This is a genomic window from Embleya sp. NPDC020886 (genome assembly GCF_044333915.1).
In the GTDB taxonomy this organism is placed as follows: domain Bacteria; phylum Actinomycetota; class Actinomycetes; order Streptomycetales; family Streptomycetaceae; genus Embleya.
In genome coordinates, this window is sequence record NZ_JBIRRX010000004.1 from 885178 (window position 1) to 906994 (window position 21817).

The 21817-nt window shown below is 71.9% G+C and carries 23 protein-coding genes; 10 read left to right on the plus strand and 13 right to left on the minus strand.

Features of this window, described 5'->3' with window-relative positions; translation table 11 throughout:
* Positions 1–2: 2 nt before the first annotated feature.
* From ACH4U8_RS18945 to ACH4U8_RS18955, 3 genes are all read right to left on the minus strand, one after another.
* Positions 3–1352 (minus strand): amidohydrolase family protein, encoded by a 1350-nt coding sequence (locus ACH4U8_RS18945; RefSeq protein ID WP_360305329.1) that lies wholly within the window; start codon positions 1350–1352, stop codon positions 3–5.
* A 6-nt stretch (positions 1353–1358) separates the two neighbouring features.
* On the minus strand, positions 1359–2249 hold the full coding sequence (locus tag ACH4U8_RS18950) for an SDR family NAD(P)-dependent oxidoreductase (protein WP_395778836.1): 891 nt from the start codon (positions 2247–2249) through the stop codon (positions 1359–1361).
* Between the two features lie 96 nt (positions 2250–2345).
* A complete protein-coding gene (locus ACH4U8_RS18955) occupies positions 2346–3143 on the minus strand; it encodes an acetoacetate decarboxylase family protein (RefSeq protein ID WP_360305331.1) in 798 nt (265 codons plus the stop codon).
* 188 nt (positions 3144–3331) lie between these two features.
* Between ACH4U8_RS18955 and ACH4U8_RS18960 the strand changes: the two genes are divergently transcribed.
* Complete coding sequence (locus tag ACH4U8_RS18960; protein WP_360305333.1) at positions 3332–3937, plus strand: TetR family transcriptional regulator; 606 nt, start codon at positions 3332–3334, stop codon at positions 3935–3937.
* Positions 3938–3983: 46 nt separating this feature from the next.
* Here the strand turns inward: ACH4U8_RS18960 and ACH4U8_RS18965 are convergent, their stop codons facing one another.
* Positions 3984–5189 (minus strand): hypothetical protein, encoded by a 1206-nt coding sequence (locus tag ACH4U8_RS18965; RefSeq protein ID WP_395778838.1) that lies wholly within the window; start codon positions 5187–5189, stop codon positions 3984–3986.
* Positions 5190–5414: 225 nt separating this feature from the next.
* On the opposite strand from ACH4U8_RS18965, the gene ACH4U8_RS18970 reads away from it, so the two are divergent.
* The 3 genes from ACH4U8_RS18970 to ACH4U8_RS18980 all read left to right on the plus strand — a co-directional run bounded on the left by ACH4U8_RS18970 (position 5415) and on the right by ACH4U8_RS18980 (position 7624).
* Complete coding sequence (locus ACH4U8_RS18970) at positions 5415–5711, plus strand: DUF6412 domain-containing protein (RefSeq protein WP_360305337.1); 297 nt, start codon at positions 5415–5417, stop codon at positions 5709–5711.
* Positions 5712–5906: 195 nt separating this feature from the next.
* On the plus strand, positions 5907–6590 hold the full coding sequence (locus ACH4U8_RS18975; RefSeq protein WP_395778840.1) for a YidC/Oxa1 family membrane protein insertase: 684 nt from the start codon (positions 5907–5909) through the stop codon (positions 6588–6590).
* 53 nt (positions 6591–6643) lie between these two features.
* Positions 6644–7624: an exonuclease domain-containing protein gene (locus tag ACH4U8_RS18980; RefSeq protein ID WP_360305341.1), complete on the plus strand. Its 981-nt coding sequence runs from the start codon at positions 6644–6646 to the stop codon at positions 7622–7624.
* A gap of 48 nt (positions 7625–7672) precedes the next feature.
* Here the strand turns inward: ACH4U8_RS18980 and ACH4U8_RS18985 are convergent, their stop codons facing one another.
* The 3 genes from ACH4U8_RS18985 to ACH4U8_RS18995 form a co-directional block, all read right to left on the minus strand.
* Positions 7673–8392: an ABC transporter ATP-binding protein gene (locus ACH4U8_RS18985; protein ID WP_395778842.1), complete on the minus strand. Its 720-nt coding sequence runs from the start codon at positions 8390–8392 to the stop codon at positions 7673–7675.
* Positions 8393–8460: 68 nt separating this feature from the next.
* Complete coding sequence (locus ACH4U8_RS18990) at positions 8461–9537, minus strand: ABC transporter permease (protein ID WP_360305345.1); 1077 nt, start codon at positions 9535–9537, stop codon at positions 8461–8463.
* 239 nt (positions 9538–9776) lie between these two features.
* Positions 9777–9977: a hypothetical protein gene (locus tag ACH4U8_RS18995; RefSeq protein ID WP_379987977.1), complete on the minus strand. Its 201-nt coding sequence runs from the start codon at positions 9975–9977 to the stop codon at positions 9777–9779.
* On the opposite strand from ACH4U8_RS18995, the gene ACH4U8_RS19000 reads away from it, so the two are divergent.
* The 3 genes from ACH4U8_RS19000 to ACH4U8_RS19010 all read left to right on the plus strand — a co-directional run bounded on the left by ACH4U8_RS19000 (position 9892) and on the right by ACH4U8_RS19010 (position 12914).
* Positions 9892–11082 (plus strand): sensor histidine kinase, encoded by a 1191-nt coding sequence (locus tag ACH4U8_RS19000; RefSeq protein ID WP_379987992.1) that lies wholly within the window; start codon positions 9892–9894, stop codon positions 11080–11082. The genes ACH4U8_RS18995 and ACH4U8_RS19000 overlap by 86 nt on opposite strands.
* On the plus strand, positions 11079–11708 hold the full coding sequence (locus tag ACH4U8_RS19005) for a response regulator transcription factor (RefSeq protein WP_360305349.1): 630 nt from the start codon (positions 11079–11081) through the stop codon (positions 11706–11708). Before ACH4U8_RS19000 ends, ACH4U8_RS19005 begins: the two co-directional genes overlap by 4 nt.
* 120 nt (positions 11709–11828) lie before the next feature.
* Positions 11829–12914 carry an amidohydrolase family protein gene (locus tag ACH4U8_RS19010; protein WP_379987978.1) on the plus strand — a complete coding sequence of 362 codons (1086 nt, stop codon included), beginning with the start codon at positions 11829–11831 and terminating at the stop codon, positions 12912–12914.
* Positions 12915–12927: 13 nt separating this feature from the next.
* Here the strand turns inward: ACH4U8_RS19010 and ACH4U8_RS19015 are convergent, their stop codons facing one another.
* From ACH4U8_RS19015 to ACH4U8_RS19030, 4 genes are read right to left on the minus strand one after another with little or no spacing between them, the layout of a single operon-like run.
* Entirely contained in the window at positions 12928–13608 is a 681-nt protein-coding gene (locus ACH4U8_RS19015) for an ABC transporter ATP-binding protein (RefSeq protein WP_395778844.1), read from the minus strand.
* Positions 13608–14381 (minus strand): ABC transporter ATP-binding protein, encoded by a 774-nt coding sequence (locus tag ACH4U8_RS19020; protein ID WP_379987980.1) that lies wholly within the window; start codon positions 14379–14381, stop codon positions 13608–13610. Before ACH4U8_RS19020 ends, ACH4U8_RS19015 begins: the two co-directional genes overlap by 1 nt.
* Entirely contained in the window at positions 14378–16273 is a 1896-nt protein-coding gene (locus ACH4U8_RS19025) for an ABC transporter permease (RefSeq protein WP_395778846.1), read from the minus strand. Before ACH4U8_RS19025 ends, ACH4U8_RS19020 begins: the two co-directional genes overlap by 4 nt.
* Positions 16274–16278: 5 nt before the next feature.
* Complete coding sequence (locus tag ACH4U8_RS19030) at positions 16279–16800, minus strand: hypothetical protein (protein WP_395778848.1); 522 nt, start codon at positions 16798–16800, stop codon at positions 16279–16281.
* A gap of 302 nt (positions 16801–17102) precedes the next feature.
* On the opposite strand from ACH4U8_RS19030, the gene ACH4U8_RS19035 reads away from it, so the two are divergent.
* Together ACH4U8_RS19035 and ACH4U8_RS19040 are read left to right on the plus strand one after the other, a co-directional pair.
* Positions 17103–17738: a hypothetical protein gene (locus ACH4U8_RS19035; protein WP_360305361.1), complete on the plus strand. Its 636-nt coding sequence runs from the start codon at positions 17103–17105 to the stop codon at positions 17736–17738.
* A gap of 55 nt (positions 17739–17793) precedes the next feature.
* Positions 17794–19158 carry an ABC transporter substrate-binding protein gene (locus tag ACH4U8_RS19040; protein WP_360305363.1) on the plus strand — a complete coding sequence of 455 codons (1365 nt, stop codon included), beginning with the start codon at positions 17794–17796 and terminating at the stop codon, positions 19156–19158.
* Positions 19159–19177: 19 nt separating this feature from the next.
* Here ACH4U8_RS19040 and ACH4U8_RS19045 read toward each other — a convergent pair whose 3' ends face one another.
* Positions 19178–19342, minus strand: coding sequence for a hypothetical protein (locus ACH4U8_RS19045; RefSeq protein ID WP_360305365.1), 165 nt, complete (start codon positions 19340–19342; stop codon positions 19178–19180).
* Positions 19343–19513: 171 nt separating this feature from the next.
* Positions 19514–20458, minus strand: coding sequence for a D-alanyl-D-alanine carboxypeptidase family protein (locus tag ACH4U8_RS19050; protein WP_395778850.1), 945 nt, complete (start codon positions 20456–20458; stop codon positions 19514–19516).
* 213 nt (positions 20459–20671) lie between these two features.
* Between ACH4U8_RS19050 and moaA the strand changes: the two genes are divergently transcribed.
* Positions 20672–21679, plus strand: coding sequence for a GTP 3',8-cyclase MoaA (gene moaA / locus ACH4U8_RS19055; RefSeq protein ID WP_360305369.1), 1008 nt, complete (start codon positions 20672–20674; stop codon positions 21677–21679).
* Positions 21680–21817 lie beyond the last annotated feature (138 nt).

The window sequence follows — 21817 nt, forward strand, 5'->3', positions numbered from 1 at the left end:
GATCAGACCTCCAGGGCTTCCGCGTTGGGGTTGATCGCGGCGCCCGTGTCGTGTCCGGTGAGCCAGTGCCGGCCGATCTCGGCGGCGGCGGCCCACTTGGTCGTCAGGTCCTTCGCCGACCCGTCCTCGTTCACCTGACCGAGTGTCGCGGGGGTGACCCCGACCCGCTCGGCATGCGGCCTGAGGGCGGCCAGGTCGAAGCCGTACACATCCGCGACCGCCTCGCCGAGCATCACCCGCGTCTCGGCGATCGGGACGTCGGAGAAGGTCTTGCGCAGGATGTTGAGCGTCTCGGGCCAGGTGCCCTCGGGGTGCGGGAAATCGTTACCCCAGCAGATGTTGCCGACACCGATTTCGTAGCGCATGCCGATCTCGCGCCGCTTGGTGTTGGACGCGCCGATGAAGCAGTTGCGGTCGAAGTACTCGCTCGGGAGCAGCTTGATCTCCTCGAAGCCGGCCAACTTGGCCGCGCCGCGCGAGCCCAGCAGCAGCCGGTCGGTGAACCACAGCAGGTTGCCCACCCACCAGCAACCCGCCTCGGTCACCCCGAACCGCAGCCGCGGGAAGCGCTCGAACACGCCGGACCACAGCAGGAACCACAACGGCCGGGACGGCCACCAGGTGACCTCGGTGACGTAGATGCCCAGGTGGTTCCCGTACGCCTCGCGGTCGGCCGGACCCGAGTGGGTGACCACCGGGAGCTCCAGGTCCTCGCACAGCGCCCACACCGGGTCGTATCTGCGGTCGTGGTACGGCGTCTGGTTCATCCACATCGCCGGGATCATCACCGCGCCCAGGCCGTCCGCCTTGATCCGGCGGATCTCCGCGAGCACGTCCTCGATCGCGGCGGTGATCGGGATCAGCGCGACCCCGCGCCGCCGTTCCGGGCTGGTCTTGCACAACTCGGCCAGCCAGCGGTTGTGCGCCTGCGCGCCGGCCAGGCCCAGCTCCGGATCCATGTCGCCGGACAGGCCCAGACCCGCGCCGAACGGCACGCAGGTACGCGACTCGACCGCGTCGGCGTCCGGGAAGATCACCTCGCCGACCACGCCGTCCTTGTCCAACTCCAGGTCGCGCCGGTCCACTTCCCAACCGCTGCGCAGCACCTCCTCGTTGGTCTCGAACCAGTTCGCCGCGAAGTCCTCGTTGCGCACGCCCAGGTCGGTGATCGCCTTGAGCTGGGCCTCGCGCTCGGACATGAACCGGTCGAACGCGGGGTGGTGTTTCGTGGCGAGGTAGTCGCGATACAGCTCGGTCGGCAGCCCGGCGTGGGTGTCGGAGGAGATGATCGTGTAGGGGGTGGTGAGTTCGCTCGGGTCGGCTTGGCTGCTCTGCTCGGTGTTTTCGGTCATCGTCACTCACTTGTCCAGGACGAAGGTTTCGAGGTACGAGGGGTTGCTGCGGGCGAGCATGCTCTGCGACCGCGCGGTGATCTGTCCGTCGCTGTGCTCGCTGGCCGGCATGATCCAGAACCGGTTCTCCCGGATGCCCTCGAGCACGTCGGCCGCGACCGACTCGACCGGGGTGAACTCGATCTCCTGCCCCGAGTCGCGCATCGCCTTCTCCCACGCGTCGAGCGTGTTGTACGGCGTCTTGCGCGGCACCGACTTGGCGAACCGCTCGGGCCGGTTGCGGTAGGACTCCCACAGGCCGGTGCGCAACATCTTGGGGCCGGGGAACAGCACGGACGCGCCGAGTTGCGCGCGCACCTGGCCGAGTTGGGCGTACAGCGCCTCGGTCATGGTCACCACCGCGGCCTTGGTGGTCGCGTACACCGACGCGTTCGGCAGCGGCGCGATGCCGCCGTCGCCGGAGGAGGTGTTCACGATGTGGCCGGGGGTGTTCTGCGCGAGCATGCGCGGGACGAACGCCTGGATGCCGTTGAAGACGCCGAACACGTTGACGGCGAAGCACCAGTCCCAGTCCTTGGGGTCGTGCTCCCACATCTTGCCCTCGGAGCCCGAGCCGATCCCGGCGTTGTTGCACAGCACGTGCACCGCGCCGAAGTGCTCGAACGCGGCGTCGGCGAGCCCGAACACCGATTCGCGCACCGACACGTCCACGATGTGCCCGATCGCGTCACCGCCCGCTTCGGTGATCCGCGCGACGGCCTTGTCCAGCGCGCCCTGCTCGATGTCGCCGAGCACGACCTTCATGCCCTCGGCGCTGAACCGCTCGGCCATCGCGAGTCCGATGCCGCTCGCGGCGCCGGTGACGACGGCGACTCTGCCGTCGAATTCCTGCAGCATGTGTCACGATCCCTTGTTGTCGTTGCCGCCTTGCGCTGCTCTGCCGGGGCTTGGCCCGGCCTGTTCTGCCCGGCTCGTATTGCCTTGCCGGGGTGGCTACTTCGCGGCAGGCGGCGGGTCGTCGGTGATCTGCTGTACGTCGTCGTAGCGCTGGTGGATGTACGGCAGCACCAGGTCGGCCTTGACGTGCTCGGCGACGAAGCCCTGCTGGTCCGAGGTGCGCTCGCTGAGCGTGATCGAGATCAGCTTGCGCACCGGCAGGTCGGCGACCGGGTCGAAGTCCGAATCGCGCAGGATCACCTCGCCGTCCAGGCGGTGGGCGGTGCGGGTGCGCTCGTTGCGGGTGACGTGCACCAGCATCGGGTCGGCGTCGAAGCCGTCGCCGTCCACGGCGGGCAGGAACTTGTAATAGAAGCTCAGCGTCTGTCGCGGCTCGGGAGTGGCCAGTTCCTCGACCACCGTGCCGCGCACCTCGACGTAGGTGACGCCCATCCGGTTCACCGTGGCCACGACCCGGTCGCCGTCCCGCTCGACCTTGACGTCGGCCAGCTTCTTCGGCTCGCCGAACACCTCGCGACCGCCGATCACCGCGCGCTCGGTGGTCATCGGCATGGTGAGCGTGTAGTCGCCCTCGATGTCGCCGTGCTTGCAGCGGACCGCGACCGCGCCCGCGCCGAGCGGGTAGCCGTTGATGTCGCAGCCGGAGATGTTCACCCGCACCAGGGGCCGGTCCGCGGGGACCAGCGGCGGCGGCAGGATCGCCGCGATCACCTCGGGATCGGTCTCCCAGATCGCCATCACACCGGTGGACCAGATCTCCGGGAGGCTGGACCGCTCCCGGGAGGACTTCTTCAGCGTCTCCGCCGGCCGGGCGCCGTATCGAATGCGTGCCACGTACCTCACCTCTTCCGCTCGTGCGAGGGCTGCGCGCGGACCGGCGGCCTCGCCGGTTTCGCGGTTCCGTGCGCAGTGGTGTTGGTTGCTCTGTAACACTGTTACACCGGTGGGTCGGCGAGGTAAAGACCTTCGGCGCGGTTGCCCGTGTATCGGGCGGGCCGGTCCGGACGCGAGAATGGGACGTGATGGACAGGATCACGCGAGACACCGTGCTCGACACCGCCATGCGTCTGGTCATGGAATCCGGTATCGAGAACCTCAGCATGCGCAAGCTGGCCGCCGAGTTGGGCGTCGCCGTCACCTCGATCTACTGGCACGTGGGCAACCGCGACGTGCTGGTGGATCAACTGGTGGACCGGGTGATCGCGGACATGGGCGCCATCTCGGTGGACGGGAGCACGCCGGTCGAGCGGGTGGTGTCGATCGCTCGATCGTGTCGGCGGATGATCCTGGACCGCCCGCACCTGGTCGGTCTGGTCCGCGAGCGCGGCCTGGAATCGGTGATGATGTTGCCCGCCCGCAAGGCGCTGGTGCACGAGATGACGGCGGCCGGGCTGCACGGCGCACGGGCGGGCGAGGCGGTACAGGCGGTGCAGTACCAGATCGCCGGCTTCGTGATGCTGGAGCGGGCCCTGGAGAACAGCGCGGCCGAACCGCCGGCGGTGGATCACTGGCGGGGCGAGTTGGCGATCGAGGACCCGGAACTGGCGGCGAGCCTGAGCAACGTCACCGATGGTGATCGGCTGTTCGTGTTGTCGGTACGGGCGCTGGTGGAGTCGCTGTTGGGGTGAGGGCGCCCGGTGGCAAAGTCGCCCTCGGGTGGCGTGCGGTGGTCGGTCAGGGCACGCGCGGCGGGGGGCCGGCCAGGATTCGACGCCAGGCGGTGGGGGACAGGGCCTCGCGGGTCTCCCGGGCGTCGATCCGGGCCAGGGTGCGGCCGGGAGCGGTCAGCAGGGCGGTGGTCAGCAGGAGTGCGCCGCCGATTCGGCGCGGTTCGCGACGCAGGCTCAGGGCCTCCTCGACCGTGTCCCGGTACGGACCGCGGCGCAGCACGACGCGGACCAGTTCGCGGCCGGCCCGACGCCGGCCCGCGCGGGCGGCGCTGGTCAGTGCGCCGGGCGCCTGCCGGGTGCGTACGTCCGGACGACCCCACGGCATCGACGCCGGCGCCTCGCCTCGGGAGACCGCGATCAGCGCCGCGACCAGGTCGGTGCCACTGGCGGCGGCGTTGCCCGGCTCGGTCAGATAGGGACGTACGTCGAGCCAGGCGGGGCCGTGCGCGGTCCGCACCGCGTCCAGCGACAGGCCGCCGTGCCAGCCGAGGTGGCCGCCGAGCATCGCGATCTGCTCGCGTACCTCGGGCAGCACCACGCTGCGTCTGACCGCGCTCCCGTGCAGGTGTTCGTACGCGTGCACCGCGACCAGCCGGCCGTGCTCGAAGACCGCCTGGGCGGACAGGACCGGGCCGTCGGCGGGCTCCTGCACCAGCACGCCGGCGCCGTCCAGGAAGGCGCCGTCCTGCTCCAACGTGTCGGCCAGTCGCAGGAGTTGCTCGCGTCGCTCGACCCGGTACGCGGCCGGCAGCGTCTTCACGTGGAGCGGCGGGTCGGCGACCTGGCGCAACTCCTCGGCGGTGTGCACCACCACCGTCCCGGCCGGCTGCGGCATCGCGATCTCGGTGAGCGTGTTCGCCGCCGACGCCCGATCCGCGACCCGGCGCAGCGCGGCGAACGGCGGTACGGCCAGGGCCACCCCGTGCGCGGTGATGCGCTCCGGCTCGCGGGCGAGTACCGCCACGTGTGCGTTCGTGGGCAGCAGCACCTCGTGCGGCTCGGCGCGCAGCACCGCCTCGGTTCGGGCCAGCCACGCCCAGGGGTCCGCGCCGAAGGGCGGTACCTCGTGCACCACCGACACCGACCGCGGGCGGCCGAGAACCGGCCGACCGGGCGGTGCGAGCACCGCCACGTCCTGCCCTGATCGCCCGATCGCCATTGCGATCTGACGTGACGTCACTCCGAAGCCGTCCCCTAGCAGCACGCGCACGGGGGTCATCCTGGCACGAACGTGTGTCCGGGCTCACCATGGATCGTTTGCCGGGGTGGGTGGGGCGTGAATCGGCTGTCGGGGTCGGCGGGCGTGGATCGGTGGACGGGGGCGGTGAGCGTGAATTTGATCGCCGGCGTGGAGGGCGTGGATCGGTCGACGGGATCGGTCGCCGGATTTCGGTCGCCGCACGGGTTCGGTGTGGGGTGGATTAGGATTCCGCTCATGCACTCGAACTCCGCCACCGCGTCGACGTCGCTGTTCGCGACGTTGCTCGCGCTGGTCGGGTTCGGGATGTTCGTGGACGGGGCCCTGCCCGGGCTGGTCGCCGTCGCGGTGACCGTGGTGCTCGCCCTGGCCGGTTGCACCGCTTCGTGGGCGCCGTTCGCCGAGCGGGCGCGGGTGCGTGGCGCGGTGTTGCGCGAACAGGCCGATCGGCTGGCCTTTCTGCCCTCCCGTGATCCCGACGGGCCGGGCCGAGCGCGGCCGCGAGCACCGGGAACGGGCCCGGCGGCCTGCTGAGCCCGATTTGCGGTCCGACGATTCGGCCCTTCGTTCGGAAGGTTCGATCCTCGGTCCGAGGATTCGGTGCCCGGTCCGACGGTTCGGCCCTCGTTCCGAGGAATCGGCCTTGGTTTCGACGGTTCGGTATCCGTACCGGAACTTGCGCACGCCGCCTGACGCAGCCCTGATTCCCGCGTCACGGAAGGCCCTTCCATGTTCGGCATCCCTGTTCTCGGCGTCGCGCACGACGTCCTGCTCACCCTCGCGGACGCGCTCGCGCCGCTGCTCGGCACCGGTTCGGTGGCCGGTGCCGTGGTCGTGTTCACCGCATGCGTGCGGCTCGCCCTCGTTCCGCTGGGCTACGCGCAGGCCCGGGCCGAGGTGGCCCGCGCCCGGCTCGCCCCCGAGATCCGTCGGCTGCGTGCCAAGCACGCCAAGGACCCGCAGCGGCTCGGGAGCGAACTGGTGGCGTTGCACCGGAAGTCCGGCACCTCGATGTTCGCCGGCATCCTGCCGGCGCTGGCCGGCCTGCCGTTCCTGTTCCTGACCTACCGTCTGTTCAGCGGCGACCACGACCTGTTGGAGCACACGTTGGCCGGCGCGCCGCTCGGCCTGCACCCGATGACCGGGCTCGGCGGAGCGCACACCCCGGTGCTCGTCGGCCTGTTGGCCCTGATCGCGGGGGTGGCGTACCTGCAGCACCGCGCTGCGTCGGCCGTCCCGGACGCGCCCGCATTCGTGCGCTGGATGCCGTTCGGCACGGTGCTCACCGCGGCCGTCGTGCCGCTCGCGGCCGGCCTGTATCTGCTCACCAGTACCGCGTGGACCACCGCCGAACGCCCGTTGTTGCGCCGGTTGGCCACCCGGCGCGCGGATCGCGTCGTACCCGGGCACTAGCGTTTCGCGCAGTGACGAGGTGAATCTGATCCGCGATCGGAAATGAGCACTCCATGGCTACGAACAAGTTCGGCGCGACCTGTGCCACCTGCACGACCTACGTCAAGGCCGGCGACGGCCTGTTGGTGCGCAACGACGGTAAATGGGTGACGTATTGCGCGACCTGCGGTGAGCCCAAGCCCGCCGCGCCGCCCCGCGGCAATCACGACGGCTGGCATCGCGGGCCGATGGCCGCGTTCGACGTGGAGACGTCCGGTGTGGACCCGCACACGGACTTCATCGTCACCGCCGCGCTGGTCGACGCGGCCGGCACCCGCCGGTCCTGGCTGCTCGACCCGGGCGAGCGGGAGATTCCGGCCGAGGCGACCGCGATCCACGGGATCGCCACCGAGCAGGCCCGGGCGGAGGGGCGTGCGCCCGCCCTGTGTCTGGCGGAGATCGGTACGGCGATGGCCGAGTACCTCGCGGCGGGTACCCCGGTCGCGATCTACAACGCGCCGTTCGACCTGACCATCCTGCAGACGGAGTTGCACCGCCACAATCTGCCGCAACTCCCGTACACCGCACCGATTATCGACCCACTGGTGATCGACAAGCAACTGGACCGCTACCGCAAGGGCAAGCGCACGCTGGCCGCCACCAGCGCGTTCTACGAGGTGGTGCTCACAGACGCGCACACCGCGGACGGGGACGCGCTCGCGTGTTTGTTGCTCGCGCAGGATCTGGGCGCGCGCTTCCCGGAGTTGGCCGCCGATTCGCTGTCCGCGCTGCACGAGAAGCAGAGCCGCTGGTACGCGGAGCAGGCGGCTTCGCTCCAGCAGTACTTCGATCGCCGGAATCCGGAGGGCGGCGCGGTGGTCGACCCGAACTGGCCGGTGATTCCCGGCGGTCCGGACGGACCGGGCTCGCCGAGCCTGCCGGGGACGTCGACGGGGTCGAGTGCGTGGCGGCCGGATACGGAGCGGGCCGGGCAGCGGGTGGGGGAACAGGGGCGATCCGGGTCGAGTGTGTGGCGGCCGGAGGCGGGGGTCTAGGCGGGCGGAGCGGTTTCGGTTGCCGGGTGGTGGGCCGAGGTGTCCGGGTCAGTGGGTCATGGCGTCCGGGTGGGTGGTGAGGGCGTTCAGTCGGCCGTCGATCAGCTCCGACGCGTGGTCCACGTACGGCAGATGACTGTGGTCGTGGGTGACCAGGACGGTGGCCGTGCCGTTCGCCCGGGTCAGCTCGGCGAGCAACGCCACGATCGCGGCGCCGCGTTCGTGGTCGAGGGCGCTGGTGGGTTCGTCGACCAGGAGCACGCTCGGCTCGTTCATCAGGGCCCGGGCGATGTTCACGCGTTGCCGTTGGCCGCCGGACAGCCGGTGCGGACGGTGTTCGGCGTGCTTCGCGAGGTCCACCCGGTCGAGCAGGTCCAGGGCTCGGGCGCGGGCTCGACGGGCGCTGCGTCCGGCCAGGTGCGCCATCACCTGGAGTTGCTCGACGCAGGTCAACGACGCGAGCAGGTTGGGCTGTTGGAAGACGATCCCGATCGTGGTCCGGCGCAACCGGGCGCGTTCGGCGGCGGACAGCGTCGCGGCGTCGGCACCGGCGATCAGCACTCGGCCCTCGTCCGGCCGGGTCAGCGTCGCGGCGACGGCGAGCAGACTGGACTTGCCGGACCCGGACGGCCCGACCACGGCGGTCAGCGTGCCCGGTGGCACGCGCAGCGATACCCGGTCCAGGGCGGTCAGCCGGGATTCGCCGTCGGGGTAGGTGAGGGTGACGTCGGCGAGTTCCAGACCGGGGGAGGGGTGGGTCGGGTGCATCGGATGCCTCTCGGGGTGCCTCTCGGAGCGTTTTGCGGAGTGCTTCACGGGTTCGCCGGTGCCGGTGTTCATCGGGTGTTGTTCAGCGCGGTGTGCGGGTCGATGGCGGTGACCCGGCGAATGGCGAGGGCGGCACCGACCATGCCGAGCAGGATCAGTACGGCCGCCGGGAACAGCGTGGTGGACGCGTCCACGACGAACGGCACGCCCGCCGGCGCGACCGCGCCGAACAGCGCGGCGGCGCCGGTACCCAGGGCGGTTCCCACCAGCAGCACCACGAACGCCTGGCCGAGCGCGTCCCGGAGCAGATAGCCGGTGGGTGCGCCGAGCGCCTTGAGTACCGCGACGTCGCCGGCCCGCTGGATCGTCCACACCGTGAAGAACGCGCCGACCACGAGCGCCGAGATCGCGAACAGGAAGCCGCGCATCAGTTGCAGCGACCCGTTCTCGGCGGTGAACGACCCGATCGCGCTCCTGGCGTCGTCGATCGAGGTGGTCTTGGTACCGATCGCCCGGTCGGCCGCCGAGGTGTGCGCGCCGGCCAGATCGAGCGCGATCACCGTCGCGTGCGGCCCGCCGCGTTGCGGGCCCGGGCGCAGCGGCTGCCAGTCGGCCAGGGTGGTCCAGGCCACCGGCGCGTGGCTGTACGAGGACCCGGACACCACGGCGGCGACGGTCAGCGACGTGTCGGCGCCGACGGTGAGCCGGGCGCCGACCCCGACGTCGAGGTCGTCGGCCAGCGGCCGGGACAGGACGACGGTGCCCGGTGCCAACGCCTTCGGCGCGAGCGGCCCGTCGGGCTCGACGCCGAACGCGGCGGCGGCAGTGGTGCGCTCGCCGACGCCGAGCCGGGTCATCGCGATGCCCAGCGGCGCCGCCGAGCGCACCCCGGGCTGCTCGGCCCAGCGCCGCCACTGGCTTTCGTCCACGGCCGAGTCCGCGAACGAGATGCCCTCCCCGGACGCGGGCGCGGCGAACGCGAGCCGATCGGCCGGCAGCGCGTCGACGGCCGACGTGTTGGCCCGGCCGAGCCCGACGGTCAACCCGGACACCAGGCCGACCAGCGCGGTGATCAGCACGACGGTGACGATCATCAGGGCGAATCGCCCTCGGGCGAAGACGAGGTCTCGCAGCGCTACGAACACGGGGGGTCGGGGTCTCCTTGTGTGACGGATGATTCGGGGGGCGGGTCGTCCGGCTGTCCGGCTGTCCGGCTGTCCGGCAGTGCGGTGTGCGGGACGACTCGACGCTTGTGCTTGTTCCGGTTCTTGTCCTGGTTCTTGTTTCTGTTCTCGACTCTTGTCCACGACGGCCGCCGCGTCATCGATCGGGCTGTTCGTCCCCGGGTCAACCTTTCGATCGATGCCACCTACATCCACCCCGTCTACCCTTGACCCGATATGTACCTCACCATCGCCCCGACCCAGGTCCCCCGCACACTCCGTGCCTGCATGCACGGGCTCGTGGTGCTGCTGCTCGCCCTCGCGGCGCTGCGCGCGCTGGTCGGCACCGACGTGTCGAGCGCGCGGGCCGCTTTGATCGTCGTCGGTGTGGTGGTCACGGCCGGGGTGTACGCGGCCGGCAATCTGCTGCCTTCGGTGGGGCCCTCACGGCGTGCGTCGATGGTGTGGTTGGGGTGTCTGACGCTGGCGTGGGGTGGGTTCTACGCGCTGACGGCGGAGGGGATCTGGTTTGCCTTCCCGCTGTTCTTCCTGGTTCCGCATTTGTTGCCGGTGCGGCTCGCGGTGCCGGCGGTGGCCGGGCTGACGGTGCTGGCGATCGTGGGGTACGGGATGCATCGCGGCGAGTTCGCGGTGGGCATGGTGCTCGGTCCGGTGCTGGGTGCGGCGGTGGCGGTGGCGACCGTGCTGGGCTATCAGGCGCTCCAGCGGGAGAGCGAGGAGCGCCGCCGGTTGGTGGAGGACGTGGTTGCGGCGCGTGCCTCGCTGGCTGCGGCCGAGCGGCATGCCGGGGTGCTTGCGGAGCGTGAGCGGTTGGCCCGGGAGATCCACGACACGCTCGCGCAGGGCTTCAGCAGCATCCAGTTGTTGCTGCGCGCGGCGGAGCGGGCGCTGCCGGCGGATCCGCTCGCGGCGGATCGGCACGTGCGGCTGGCCCGGATCACCGCGACGGACAATCTGGCCGAGGCGCGCCGGTTCGTGCGGGCTTTGGCGCCGCCGGAGTTGGACGGGTCCTCGTTGCCGGCGGCGTTGGAGCGACTGTGCGCTCGGACGGCGGCCGAGGCCGAGTTGGACGTGCGCTTCCACAACACGGGCGACGCGGTGGGACTGCCGACCGCCGTCGAGGTGGCGTTGCTGCGGATTGCCCAGTCGGCGCTGGGGAACACCGTGCGGCACGCGGGGGCGTCCCGGGTGGAGGTGACGCTGAGTCACATGGACGCGTCGGTGACGTTGGACGTGGTGGATGACGGGCGGGGGTTCGATCCGGCGGGGCGGCTCGGCGGGCCCGGGCGCGGTGGTGAGGGTGGGTCGGGTGGTACCGGGTTCGGGTTGGCGGCCATGCGGACTCGGGCGGCGGAGTTGGGTGGAGTGCTGACCGTGGAGTCCGGAGTGGGGCAGGGGGCGGCGATCGCGGTGACGTTTTCGGTGCCGGTGGTGGCCGCGGTGCCGGTGGTGCCCGTGGTGCCGGTGGCGGCGGGTTCGGGTTCGGAGGGTGGGACGGCGCGGTGATTCGGTTGTTGTTGGCCGATGACCATCCGATCGTGCGGGCCGGGCTGCGGGCGGTGTTGGCGGCGGAGCCGGACTTCGTGGTGGTGGGCGAGGCGGACAGCGCCGAGCGGGCGATCGAGTTGGCTCGTTCGCTGGCGCCGGACGTGGTGCTGATGGATCTGCGGTTCCGGGAAGGCGGGATGCACGGGAACGCGGCCACGGCGGCGATCACGGCGTTGCCGGATGCGCCGCATGTGCTGGTGCTGACGACGTATGACACCGATGCGGACATCTTGGCGGCGGTGGAGTCGGGGGCGTTGGGCTATCTGTTGAAGGACGCCCCGCCTGAGGAGCTGGCCGCCGCGGTGCGTACTGCGGCGGCGGGCGAATCGGCGCTCGCACCGCGGATCGCGGGCCGCCTGCTGAGCCGACTGCGCGATCCGCTGCCGAGCCTGACGAGCCGCGAGGTCGAGGTGTTGAGTCTGGTCGCGGACGGGTTGTCGAACCTGGCGATCAGCCGGGCGTTGTTTTTGAGCCAGGCGACGGTGAAGTCGCATCTGGTGCACATCTACGCGAAGTTGGGCGTTGATTCGCGCACGGCGGCGGTCGCGACGGCGGTGCAGCGGGGGGTGCTGAGTCGGGGGTGAGGCGGGTGGGCCCGGGTCGCGGGCGGAGTGGGAACCGCAGCGTCCGGCCCGGGGGCGACGGGTGGGTGTGCCGCCCGGAGGCGTGCGGGTTCGTGGCGGGGGCGGGCGTAGGGTCTCGGCATGACCGTGTTGCACGTGAAGGGCCGGGTGCTGGTTGGTCCGGACGAGGTTCGGGACGAGATGTGGGTCGTGGGTGGGCGGGTCACCTTCGATCGGCCCGGGTCGGTCGAGGTCGATGCGACGTTGGAGGGCTGGGTGCTTCCCGGTCTGGTCGACGCGCATTGCCACGTCGGGATCGACGAGCATGGGGCCGTCGACGCCGCGACGTCCGAGCGTCAGGCGCGGACCGACCGGGACGCGGGTGCGCTGTTGTTGCGGGACGCGGGTTCGGCAGCCGACACGCGCTGGATCGACGGCCGGGAGGACCTCCCTCGGCTGATCCGCGCGGGGCGCCATCTGGCCCGACCCCGGCGCTACATCCGCAACTACGCGCACGAGATCGAGCCCGGCGACCTGACCGCGTTCGTGATCCAGGAGGCCCGGCGCGGCGACGGCTGGGTCAAGTTGGTCGGCGACTGGATCGACCGGGACACCGGCGACCTGTCCCCGCTGTGGCCCCTGGACGCGCTCAAGGAGGCGATCGCCGCGGCGCACGCCGAGGGCGCCCGGGTCACCGCCCACTGCTTCGCCGAGAACTCGCTGCCGGACCTGATCGAGGCGGGCATCGACTGCATCGAGCACGCCACCGGCCTGACCGAGGACCTGATCCCGCTGTTCGCCGAGCGCGGCGTGGCGATCGTGCCGACGCTGGTCAACATCGCCACCTTCCCCGGCATCGCCGACCAGGCGAGCGGCAAGTTCCCGACCTACGCCGCCCACATGCGCGCGCTGCACGCGAACCGCTACGCCACGGTCCGGGCGGCCTACGACGCCGGCATCCCGATCTTCGTCGGCACCGACGCGGGCGGCTCGCTGCCGCACGGCCTGGTCGCCGACGAGGTGGCCGAACTGGTCGCGGCCGGCATCCCCGCCCTCGACGCCCTCTCCGCCGCCTGCTGGTCCGCCCGCACCTGGCTCGGCCGCGAGGCCCTCACCGAGGGCGCCTCCGCCGACCTGGTCGTCTACGCGGCGGACCCGCGCACCGACGTCGGCGTCCTGGCCGCCCCCCACGCGGTCGTCCTTCGCGGCAGGGTGATGCCCCGCTGACCCTGTTGGGGGGCTATGTGCGGTGGGATGTCGTGGGGTGGGATCGGTATTCGGTGGGGTCGCCGCGGAAGGTTACGGTGCCTCGGCTGAGGGTGTAGACGACCTCGGCGCGGGTCAGGGCTTCGCCGGTGTGTTGTTCGACCAGGATTACCGTGCGGTCGGCGGCGGCGAGGGTGGTGACGACCCGGTAGAGGTGGGCGGCGACCCGGGGGGCCAGGCCCTGGCTGAGTTCGTCCAGGAGGAGGAGCCGGGTCGGGGTGAGCAGGGCGCGGGCGACCGCGAGCATCTGTTGTTCGCCGCCGGAGAGGGTGCCGGCCCGCTGGGTCAGCCGGTCGGCCAGGACCGGGAACGCGGTCAGCGCGGGGCCGATGTCGCCGCCGTCGGCGAACAGCTTCAGGTTGTCGGCCACCGACAGACCGGCGAATACGCCGCCGCGTTCGGGGATCAGCGTCAGGCCCGCGCGGGCCCGGCGGTCGGCGGGCCATTCCGTGATGTCCACCCCGTTCCAGAACACCCGGCCGGTGCTCGGGCGGATCAGGCCGGCCAGCGTGTTCAAGAGCGTGCTGCGGCCCGAGCCGTTGCGGCCGACCAGGGCGGTCACCGCGCCCGCCGGGAACTCCAGGTCGACGCCGTGCAGCGCCTCGATCGGGCCGTAACGCACCCGAAGTCCGGTGACCGACAGGGCGATCGGCATCAGAGGTACACCTCCCGGGCGCGCGCGTCGGCGCGGATCTCGGCCGGCGTGCCGGACGCCACGATCCGGCCCGCGGCCATCACGTGCACCGTGTCGGCGACGCCGAAGACCAGGTCCATGTCGTGTTCGACCAGCAGGACGGCCAGACCGTCGGCGGCCAGCGCGCGCAGTTCGTGGCGCAGCCGGTCGGCCTGCGCGTCGTCCAGTCCGCTGGCCGGCTCGTCCAGGAGCAGTACCGAGGGGGACGCCGCGAGGGCGCGGGCCAGTTCGACCATGCGCAGGATCCCGGCCGGGAGCTCGCCCGCCGGCGTGTGCGCGTGCTCGGTCAACGCGAGCCGGCGCAGCGCCGCCTCGACCGCGACCCTGGTCCGCCCCCGGGCCGGGTCGGGCAGGCCCAGCAGTCGGGCCGGCGCCGAGGCCCCGGACCGGTTCTCCGCCGCCACCCGCAGGTTGTCCACCACCGTCAGGCTGGGGAACACCGACACCACCTGGAACGTACGGGCCAACCCGAGCCGGGCCCGCCGATGCGCCGGCAGCCGGGTGACGTCCCGTCCGCCCAGGTGGACCCGCCCGGCGTCGACCCGACCACCCGCGAGGCAGTCGAACAGGGTGCTCTTGCCGGCCCCGTTCGGCCCGATCACCGCCGTCACCAGGCCCGCCGGCACGACCAGATCCACCCCGTCCACGGCCCGCAAGCCGCCGAATCGCCGGACGATCCCGGCGGCCCGCAGCGCATCCTCGCCGGGAGCCGCGCGCGACCCGGGCCCGCTCACGGCCGCACCCGCGCACGCAGCGTGCGACCGAGCGGCGTGAGGCGGACCGGAATCGGCTCCACCGGCGCGGCCGGGCGACCCGCGACCAGGCGCAACACCGTGGCCGGGACGCCCCCGGGCATCCGGGACAGGAGCACGGCCAGGGCGCCGACCACGATCGTGGACATGCCGGCCGTGGTCGCCGCGTCCAGGGCCACCACCAGGCCGGCGGCCAACACCGCCCCCGCCGCGCTGTCCACGCCGAACACGACCACCGCCGCGAACCAGACCAGACCCAGCACCGGATCGAAGGCCGCCGCGTCGAAGGCCCGGCCGCCCATCCCCAGCAGCGCGCCGCCCAACGCGGCCACCCCCGCGCCGACCGCGAAGACGAACACCTTGGCGGACGCGACGTCCACCCCGGCCGCCGCCGCGCCCCCCTCGTGGTCACGGACCGCGACCAGCATCCGGCCGAGTCGGCTCACATGCAACCGGCGGATCACCAGCAGGACCAAGCCGAGGCAGGCCAACTCCAGGGCGTAGAAAGCCCGTTCGCCCTCGAAGGGCCAGGGGTGATCGAGCACCGCGTCGGTGCCGAAGCGGGGTTGGGCGAAGACGAACCGGCTGACCACCGCGGCCACCGCGAACGTGGTCAGCGCCAGCGTCAACCCGCGCCGGCGAATCGCCGGCCACCCGGTCAACAGGCCGACCGGCACCACCAGCAGCGCGGCCAGGAACAGCGCGAGCAGGCCCGGGACCTGCCGGCCCATGAGCTGCCCGGCGAACAGCGCGCCCAGCCCCGCGAACCCGGCCTGGCCGAGCGAGATCTGCCCCGCGTACCCGGTGAGCATCACCAACGACACGAACACGATCGCCAGCGCCGGTACCTGCTGGGCGATCCGCAGATGCTCCGCGCCCAGGGCCAGGGGGGCCGCGGCGACCGCGACGAACGGCACCCACCAGCCCGCCGGCGCACTCTCGCCGCGCCCGGTCCCCAGCCGGGTCGCCGCGCGTGTGCCGTCCGAGCCGCCCACCTCGATCATCCGCGGCAACACCAGCAGCGCGACCAGCATCACCACCACGAACAGGTTCGCCTGGAGTGCCTGGATCAGCCCCCACGAGTCGAGTTCGAGCCGGGACAGTTCGCTCTGCCCCACCCCGATCGCCAACGCCGCCACGATCGCCACCGGCAGACTGGCCAGCCGGGCGACCACCGCGACGCCGATCGTCTCCAGCACGAGCAGGGTCAGTCCGTACGGATCCAGCCGCAGGTGCGGTGCCAGCAGCACCCCGGTCAACCCGGCCAGCATCGACCCGAAGGCCCAACCCGCCGCGGCCACCCGGTCGGCCGGCACCCCCGCCAGCTCGGCCAGCGCCCGCCGGTCCACCACCGCGCGCAGTCGCACGCCGAACCGGGTGTACCGGGTCACCCCGGCCACCAGCACGGCGACCGCGATCACCACGCCCAACTCGACCAGCGTGCCGGTCGGCACCGACGTGTCGCCGGGCAGCCCGACCGATCCGGTCGGCACGATCGACGGCGGATCCAGCCGCGCCTGGGTGCCCCAGGTCAGCGTCGCGATGCCGACCAGGAGCACGAACACGCCCAGCGAGGCGACCAGCATCCGGGCCGGGCCCGCCCCTTCGCGGTGCAGCCCGCGAAAGACGAAGCGCTCCAGGACCAGGCCGAGCGCGGGCGCCACCACGCCCACGTCGAGCAGTACGGCCGCCCACAGCGGCCAGCCCCACACCCGCACCTGCTGCCAGACCAGGTAGGCGACGATCATCGCCAGCGCGCCGAAGGACAGGTTGAAGACGCCGGTCGCCCGGTACGAGGTGATCATCCCGACCGCCGCGAGCGCCGCGATCGCGCCCACGCCCAGTCCGGCCAGGGCCAGTTCCAGAGTGAGCACGAGGCTCAGCCGCCGGTCGCCGGCGCGATCGGCCCGCCGGGACCGGAGTCGTCGACCCCGCCGGACGGTGCCGAGACCGGTCCCGGGTCGCACAACCGGCACGGCCGCAGGTCCTTGAGCCGGATGGTCGCCTCGTCCACGGGGAACACGCCGTTCTTGCCCAGCACGAGCGAGCACTCGGGCCGGTGGTAGCGCGCTCCGCCCGGCACCGTGACCCACGCCGCCGCGGCCGGCTCCGGCTGTCCCGCCTCGGCGACCGGCACCGGCTCGACCAGCAGTTCGTACAACCGGCCCACCATCTCGCGCAGTTCCGCGTCCACCGCACCGGACTCGCCCGACGCACCGCGCCGGGTGCCCACCACGAGCACCGCACCCGCGACGATCAGCGCCGCGCCCGGGATGGTGGCCGAGGCCAGATACGGCAACTGGCGGGCCTCGTACCGCTCACCCGACACGCCGTACCAACCCAGCGCGCACAGCAGCGCGCCGCACAACCCGACCAGCCAGCCGCCATGCGTGCGCAACAACCGCCGCAAACCCTCCAGGGTCGCCGCCGCGTCGGTCGTACGCTGTCGTTCGATAGGGGAGTTCGCCCTTCCCGTGGAACCTGCCGAGTCCGTCGAACCTGCCATAGGGTCCACCCGTCGAGTCCGCCCGATCGCGTATCCGTGCCTCAGCGTAGTTCTCCGGGATCTGGTCATACGGCTCGGAACACGATTGGATACCGAGTCGCACGTGGCAACATGACTTGCCGGTAACCCAGGTACTACCTGGCTACATCAACAGCAACAGGACGCCGGGCGACCGGCGGAACGGGTGGTGAATGCACGTGAGCGTGGACATGATCAACGAGCGGGCGACAACGGGTTCCGGCGTCGGTCGTCGCAAGGGGACGCGTCGGGCATGGCTGGCCCTGCCGGTGGCGGCGGTGCTGGTGATGTCCGGTTGCAGCAGCGACGACGACAAGAAGGACGACAAGGCGAAGGGGTCACCGTCGGCGTCCGCGCCGGCCGCCCCCGCGGCGACGACGCCCGCGCCCGCCGCGAGCACGCCGGCCGCGCCCGGCGGCGCCTCCAGCGCACCGCCGGCCGCCGGTGGCACCACGCTGACCGGCGAGGAGAAGAAGGTCGCCGACAACTGGGACAAGCTGTTCGACAACGCCACGCCGCTCGCGGACCGCAAGGCGGTCCTGGAGAACGCGGACAAGGTGGGTTCGCTCGTCGACACCCTCGCCAACGACCCGCTGGCCAAGCAGGTCACCTCCAAGACCACCGCGGTCAAGATCAGCGGTGACAAGGCCGCCGTGTCGTTCGACATCCTGCTCGCCGGCAACCCGGCGCTGCCCGGCCAGAACGGCCAGGCCGTCAAGCAGGACGGCACCTGGAAGGTCAGCCTGACCACCGTCTGCACCCTGGTCACCGCGCTCAAGCCGGGCACCGTGGTCGAGGGTTGCCCCAAGGCCTGACCCGCACCCCCGAACGGGCCTACAGCCGCCACCACCGGGCCACCGAGGAGCACGCATGCGACGTCGTTTCCACCGACGGGGCGTGCCGTGCGCCTCGGTGGCCCTGCTGCTGTGCGTACTGGCCGGGTGCGGTTCACGGTTGCCGGAACGCGACTTCCACGACCGCGAACCGGCCCCGGTGGGCACCGGCGCGTCGGCGCCGAACGCCAACACCGCGTCCGACGTGGGCGTGAGCCCCACCCGGATCACCGTCGGGATGATCGACACCGTCCAGGGCATCCTGGGCAACGAGACCTTCTCCGGGCCGATGTACGGCGCCCAGGCGTGGTTCAAGGCGCTCGACGACCGCGGCGGCGTGAACGGGCGCAGGATCCGGGTGTCCGCGTGCGACGACACCGGATACGGCGTGGCCAACCAGCGCTGCGCCCGCAAACTCGTCGAGGACGACAAGGTGTTCGCCTTCGCGGGCAACAGCATCTACAGCTACAACGCCGCCGGATACGTCAGCGACAAGGGTGTCCCCGACGTCGGCGGTCAACCGATCGGCACCGCGTACGAGACCTATCCGCACCTGTACTCGATCTACGGATCGCGGGCCCCGCGCCAGGGCAAGGTGGGCTGGAACGGCGACCTGTACGCGAGCACCGAGGTCTACCGCCACTTCAAGGAGAAGCTCGGCGCGCGCACCGCCGCCGTGGTGTCGTACAACCAGGCCGACTCCGCGCGCTACGCGCAGACCATCGCCGCCGGGCTGCGCGCCGAGGGCTACACCGTGCTCGACAAACAGGTCGACTTCGCCCTGCCGAACTTCGCCGCCGCCGTGGTGGACATGCGCGACAAGGGCGTCGACATCGTCTTCGACGCGGTGGACACGCGCGGCAACGTCGAACTGTGCAAGGCGATGGACGGCGCCGGACTGCGGGTGACCGCGAAGGTGACCAACGTGCAGAACTGGAACGCGCGCGTCGGCGAGGACTTCAAGGCGTCCCCGACCTGCCGCGACAGCATCTACGCGACGAGCAACAGCCGCGGCTACACCGACACCGCACAGCCCGCGGTGGCCGAGTTCCGGGCCGCGATGAAGAAGTACTACCCCGACCGCGAGGACAAGCTCTCCCAGTGGGAACTGGAGGGCTGGGCCTCGGCGATGTGGCTCACCGACGCGATCGCCTCGTGCGGCGCGAACGTCACCCGGGCGTGCGTCGAAGGCTTCGTCAACCGCCCCGAGGGTTACGACGCGCACGGTCTGCTGATCCCGGTCGACTTCAAGGCCGAACCGGCCGACCGGGTCGCCGCGCCCACCCGGACCTGCTTCGACGTGGCCCGCTGGCAGGACGCGGCGCCCGGCGGTTGGGTCGGCCAGGTGCCGGACATGACCACGAACTGCTACGACGTTCCCTCGCTGCCGTACCGGCCGTGAGCGCTCGCCCGGGAGCGCGTCAGCGCCAGTCGGCCCGGTACCAGGGCAGTGGCGCCGCGAGCAGCGGCGGCGACGCGGGCGGGAGGGCGACGGGGATGCGCGGCGCCGCCTCGGCCACCGGATAGGGCAATCGCACCATGCCGAACGGGCGGCGGTGATGGGGGTCGGGGCTGGGAGCGATCAAGGCCAAACCTCGCACGGGAGAACCTCTCCGTCACGACGGCCCCGAGATCCCACGCCCCGACGCCGCGCCCGCCGAGACTCGTCGGCGGACACGGCGTACAACGATCGGAGCGGAAGCGAGTATCGCGAGGTCACTCCCATGGCCCCGCGCCCGCGGGTGCGGCGGGCCCGGTCACTCCGTGGCGCTGGGGAGGCGCTTGGGGCAACCGGAGGTGTAGGTGGAGTTGTACTCGAAGTGCCATTCCTCGTTGTCGTACATCCGGCACCAGCCGTACTTGCTGCCCTTGGCCTGCAGCCACGCCTGGGCGTTGGCCGGGTAGATGTCGATCGCGACGCCCTGGACGTGCATCGACTTCTCCGGCGGCAGCACCCAGCGCAGCGCCTCCTCGCGGGAGCCGACCTCGGCGATCTTCTCGTCGAGCAGCCGCTGCTGGTGCGCCCAGCCGCGTTTGCCGGAGTTCAGGTTGAGGGTGATGCCCTCCGCGGCCATCGCGGTGTCGATCCGCTTCCAGGCGGCGTAGGCGGCCGGCTTGAGCGCCTTGGGGTCCTTGGGCGAGTCCACGTCGTTGGCCGGCGGTTTCGCGGTCGCGGACGAACTCGCCGACTTGGTCGAGGACGGCTTGGTCGAGGATGTCGCCTTGGTGGTGGGTGCGGTCGTGGGCGCCGCGGTCGTGTTCGGCGCGGTCGTGGGCGCCGGCGGCACCTGCGCGCCGACCGAACCCGCCTTGTCCTTCTTGTCGTCGTCACCCCCGAGGAACAGCACCGCCCCGACGCCGAGCCCGCCGAGCACCAGCGAGCCCGCGAGAGCCCACACGACCAGCCCTCGGCGGCTGCGCCGCGGCGGCTCCGGGTCGTCTCCGTCGCCTTGACGGGCGGATCGGGCCGGCTCGGCCGCGGCCGGCGCGGCGGAGGCGGCCGGCTGCTCGCGCTGGTACCAGTCGGCCGGTACCGGCGTGGTCGCCGCGTCGAACCTGCCGGATGGGGCCGGTGTGCCGGCTGCGCCCGAGGTGCCGGCCGTACCCATGGTGTGCTGTTGCCACGAGGTGTCCAGGAAGTGCGCTCCGTCGGGTGTGCCCCCTTCGTCGGGCTGTGGACCGCTGCCCGCTGCGTGTCTCACCGGTGAAGCCTCCTCGTAGTGAGCCTGGATCCTCTCGTGGATCACGTCCGGTATTCGACTCGCGGTTGTCGATGCCCGTGTGGGATACGCCACTGCAACCGATCGCCCGCCCCGCTCGTAATCTGGAGGGCCTACCGACTCGGGTGACCTGCGTAGCCTGGGAACTTGCCGGAACGTACGAGATGTGCCGAAACCAGGAGAAGGGGTTCGAAGGTGAGCACACAGCACCACACCGGAGGACTCGTCGACGGATTCGGCCGCGTGGCGACCGACCTGCGGGTCTCGCTGACCGACCGGTGCAACCTGCGGTGCACCTACTGCATGCCCGAAGAGGGGCTGGACTGGCTGGCCAAGCCCGAGTTGCTGACCGGCGCGGAGATCTCCCGCCTGGTCCGGATCGCGGTGACCCTGCTGGGCGTGCGCGAGGTCCGGTTCACCGGGGGCGAGCCGCTGCTGCGCCGCGAGCTGGTGGAGATCGTCCGGGCCGCCGCGGCCCTGGAGCCGCGGCCCACGCTCTCGGTCACCACGAACGGGATCGGGCTGGCCCGGCTGGCGGGGACGCTGAAGGAGGTCGGCCTGGACCGGGTCAACGTCTCGCTGGACACCCTGGACCCGGTCCGGTTCAAGGCGATGACCCGGCGGGACCGACACGCGGACGTGCTCGCGGGGCTCGCCGCGGCGGTGGACGCGGGCCTGGGGCCGGTCAAGGTCAACACCGTGCTGATGCGCGGGGTCAACGACGACGAGGCCGCCGCGCTGCTCGCGTGGTGCCTCGAACGCGGCTACGAGCTGCGCTTCATCGAGCAGATGCCGCTGGACGCCCAGCACGGCTGGAAGCGCGCCGAGATGATCACCGCCGGCGAGATCCTGGCCGCGCTGCGCGGTGCGTTCCGGCTCGACCCGGAGGACGCGCGGGGCAGCAACCCGGCCGAGCGCTGGGTCGTGGACGGCGGTCCGGGCACGGTGGGCGTGATCGGGTCGGTGACCCGCCCGTTCTGCGGCGCGTGCGACCGGACCCGGTTGACCGCCGACGGACAGATCCGCAATTGCCTGTTCGCTCGCGAGGAGTCCGACCTGCGGGCCGCGCTGCGCGGCGGCGCGGACGACGCGGAGATCGCCGACCGCTGGCGGGCCGCGATGTGGACGAAGAAGGCCGGTGCGGGCATCGACGCCCCGGAGTTCCTCCAGCCGGACCGGCCGATGTCGGCGATCGGCGGCTGAGCCGGCCGCAGCGACGCGGGCGGGCGTGGCTCGGCCCGGGGGCGGGACGGCGTGCGCTCGACGCGATGGTGAACCGCCGTCCCCGACGCGCCCGTTGCCCGCCGTGCCCGGGCATCGCCGGGCCGTGCCGCCCCGATC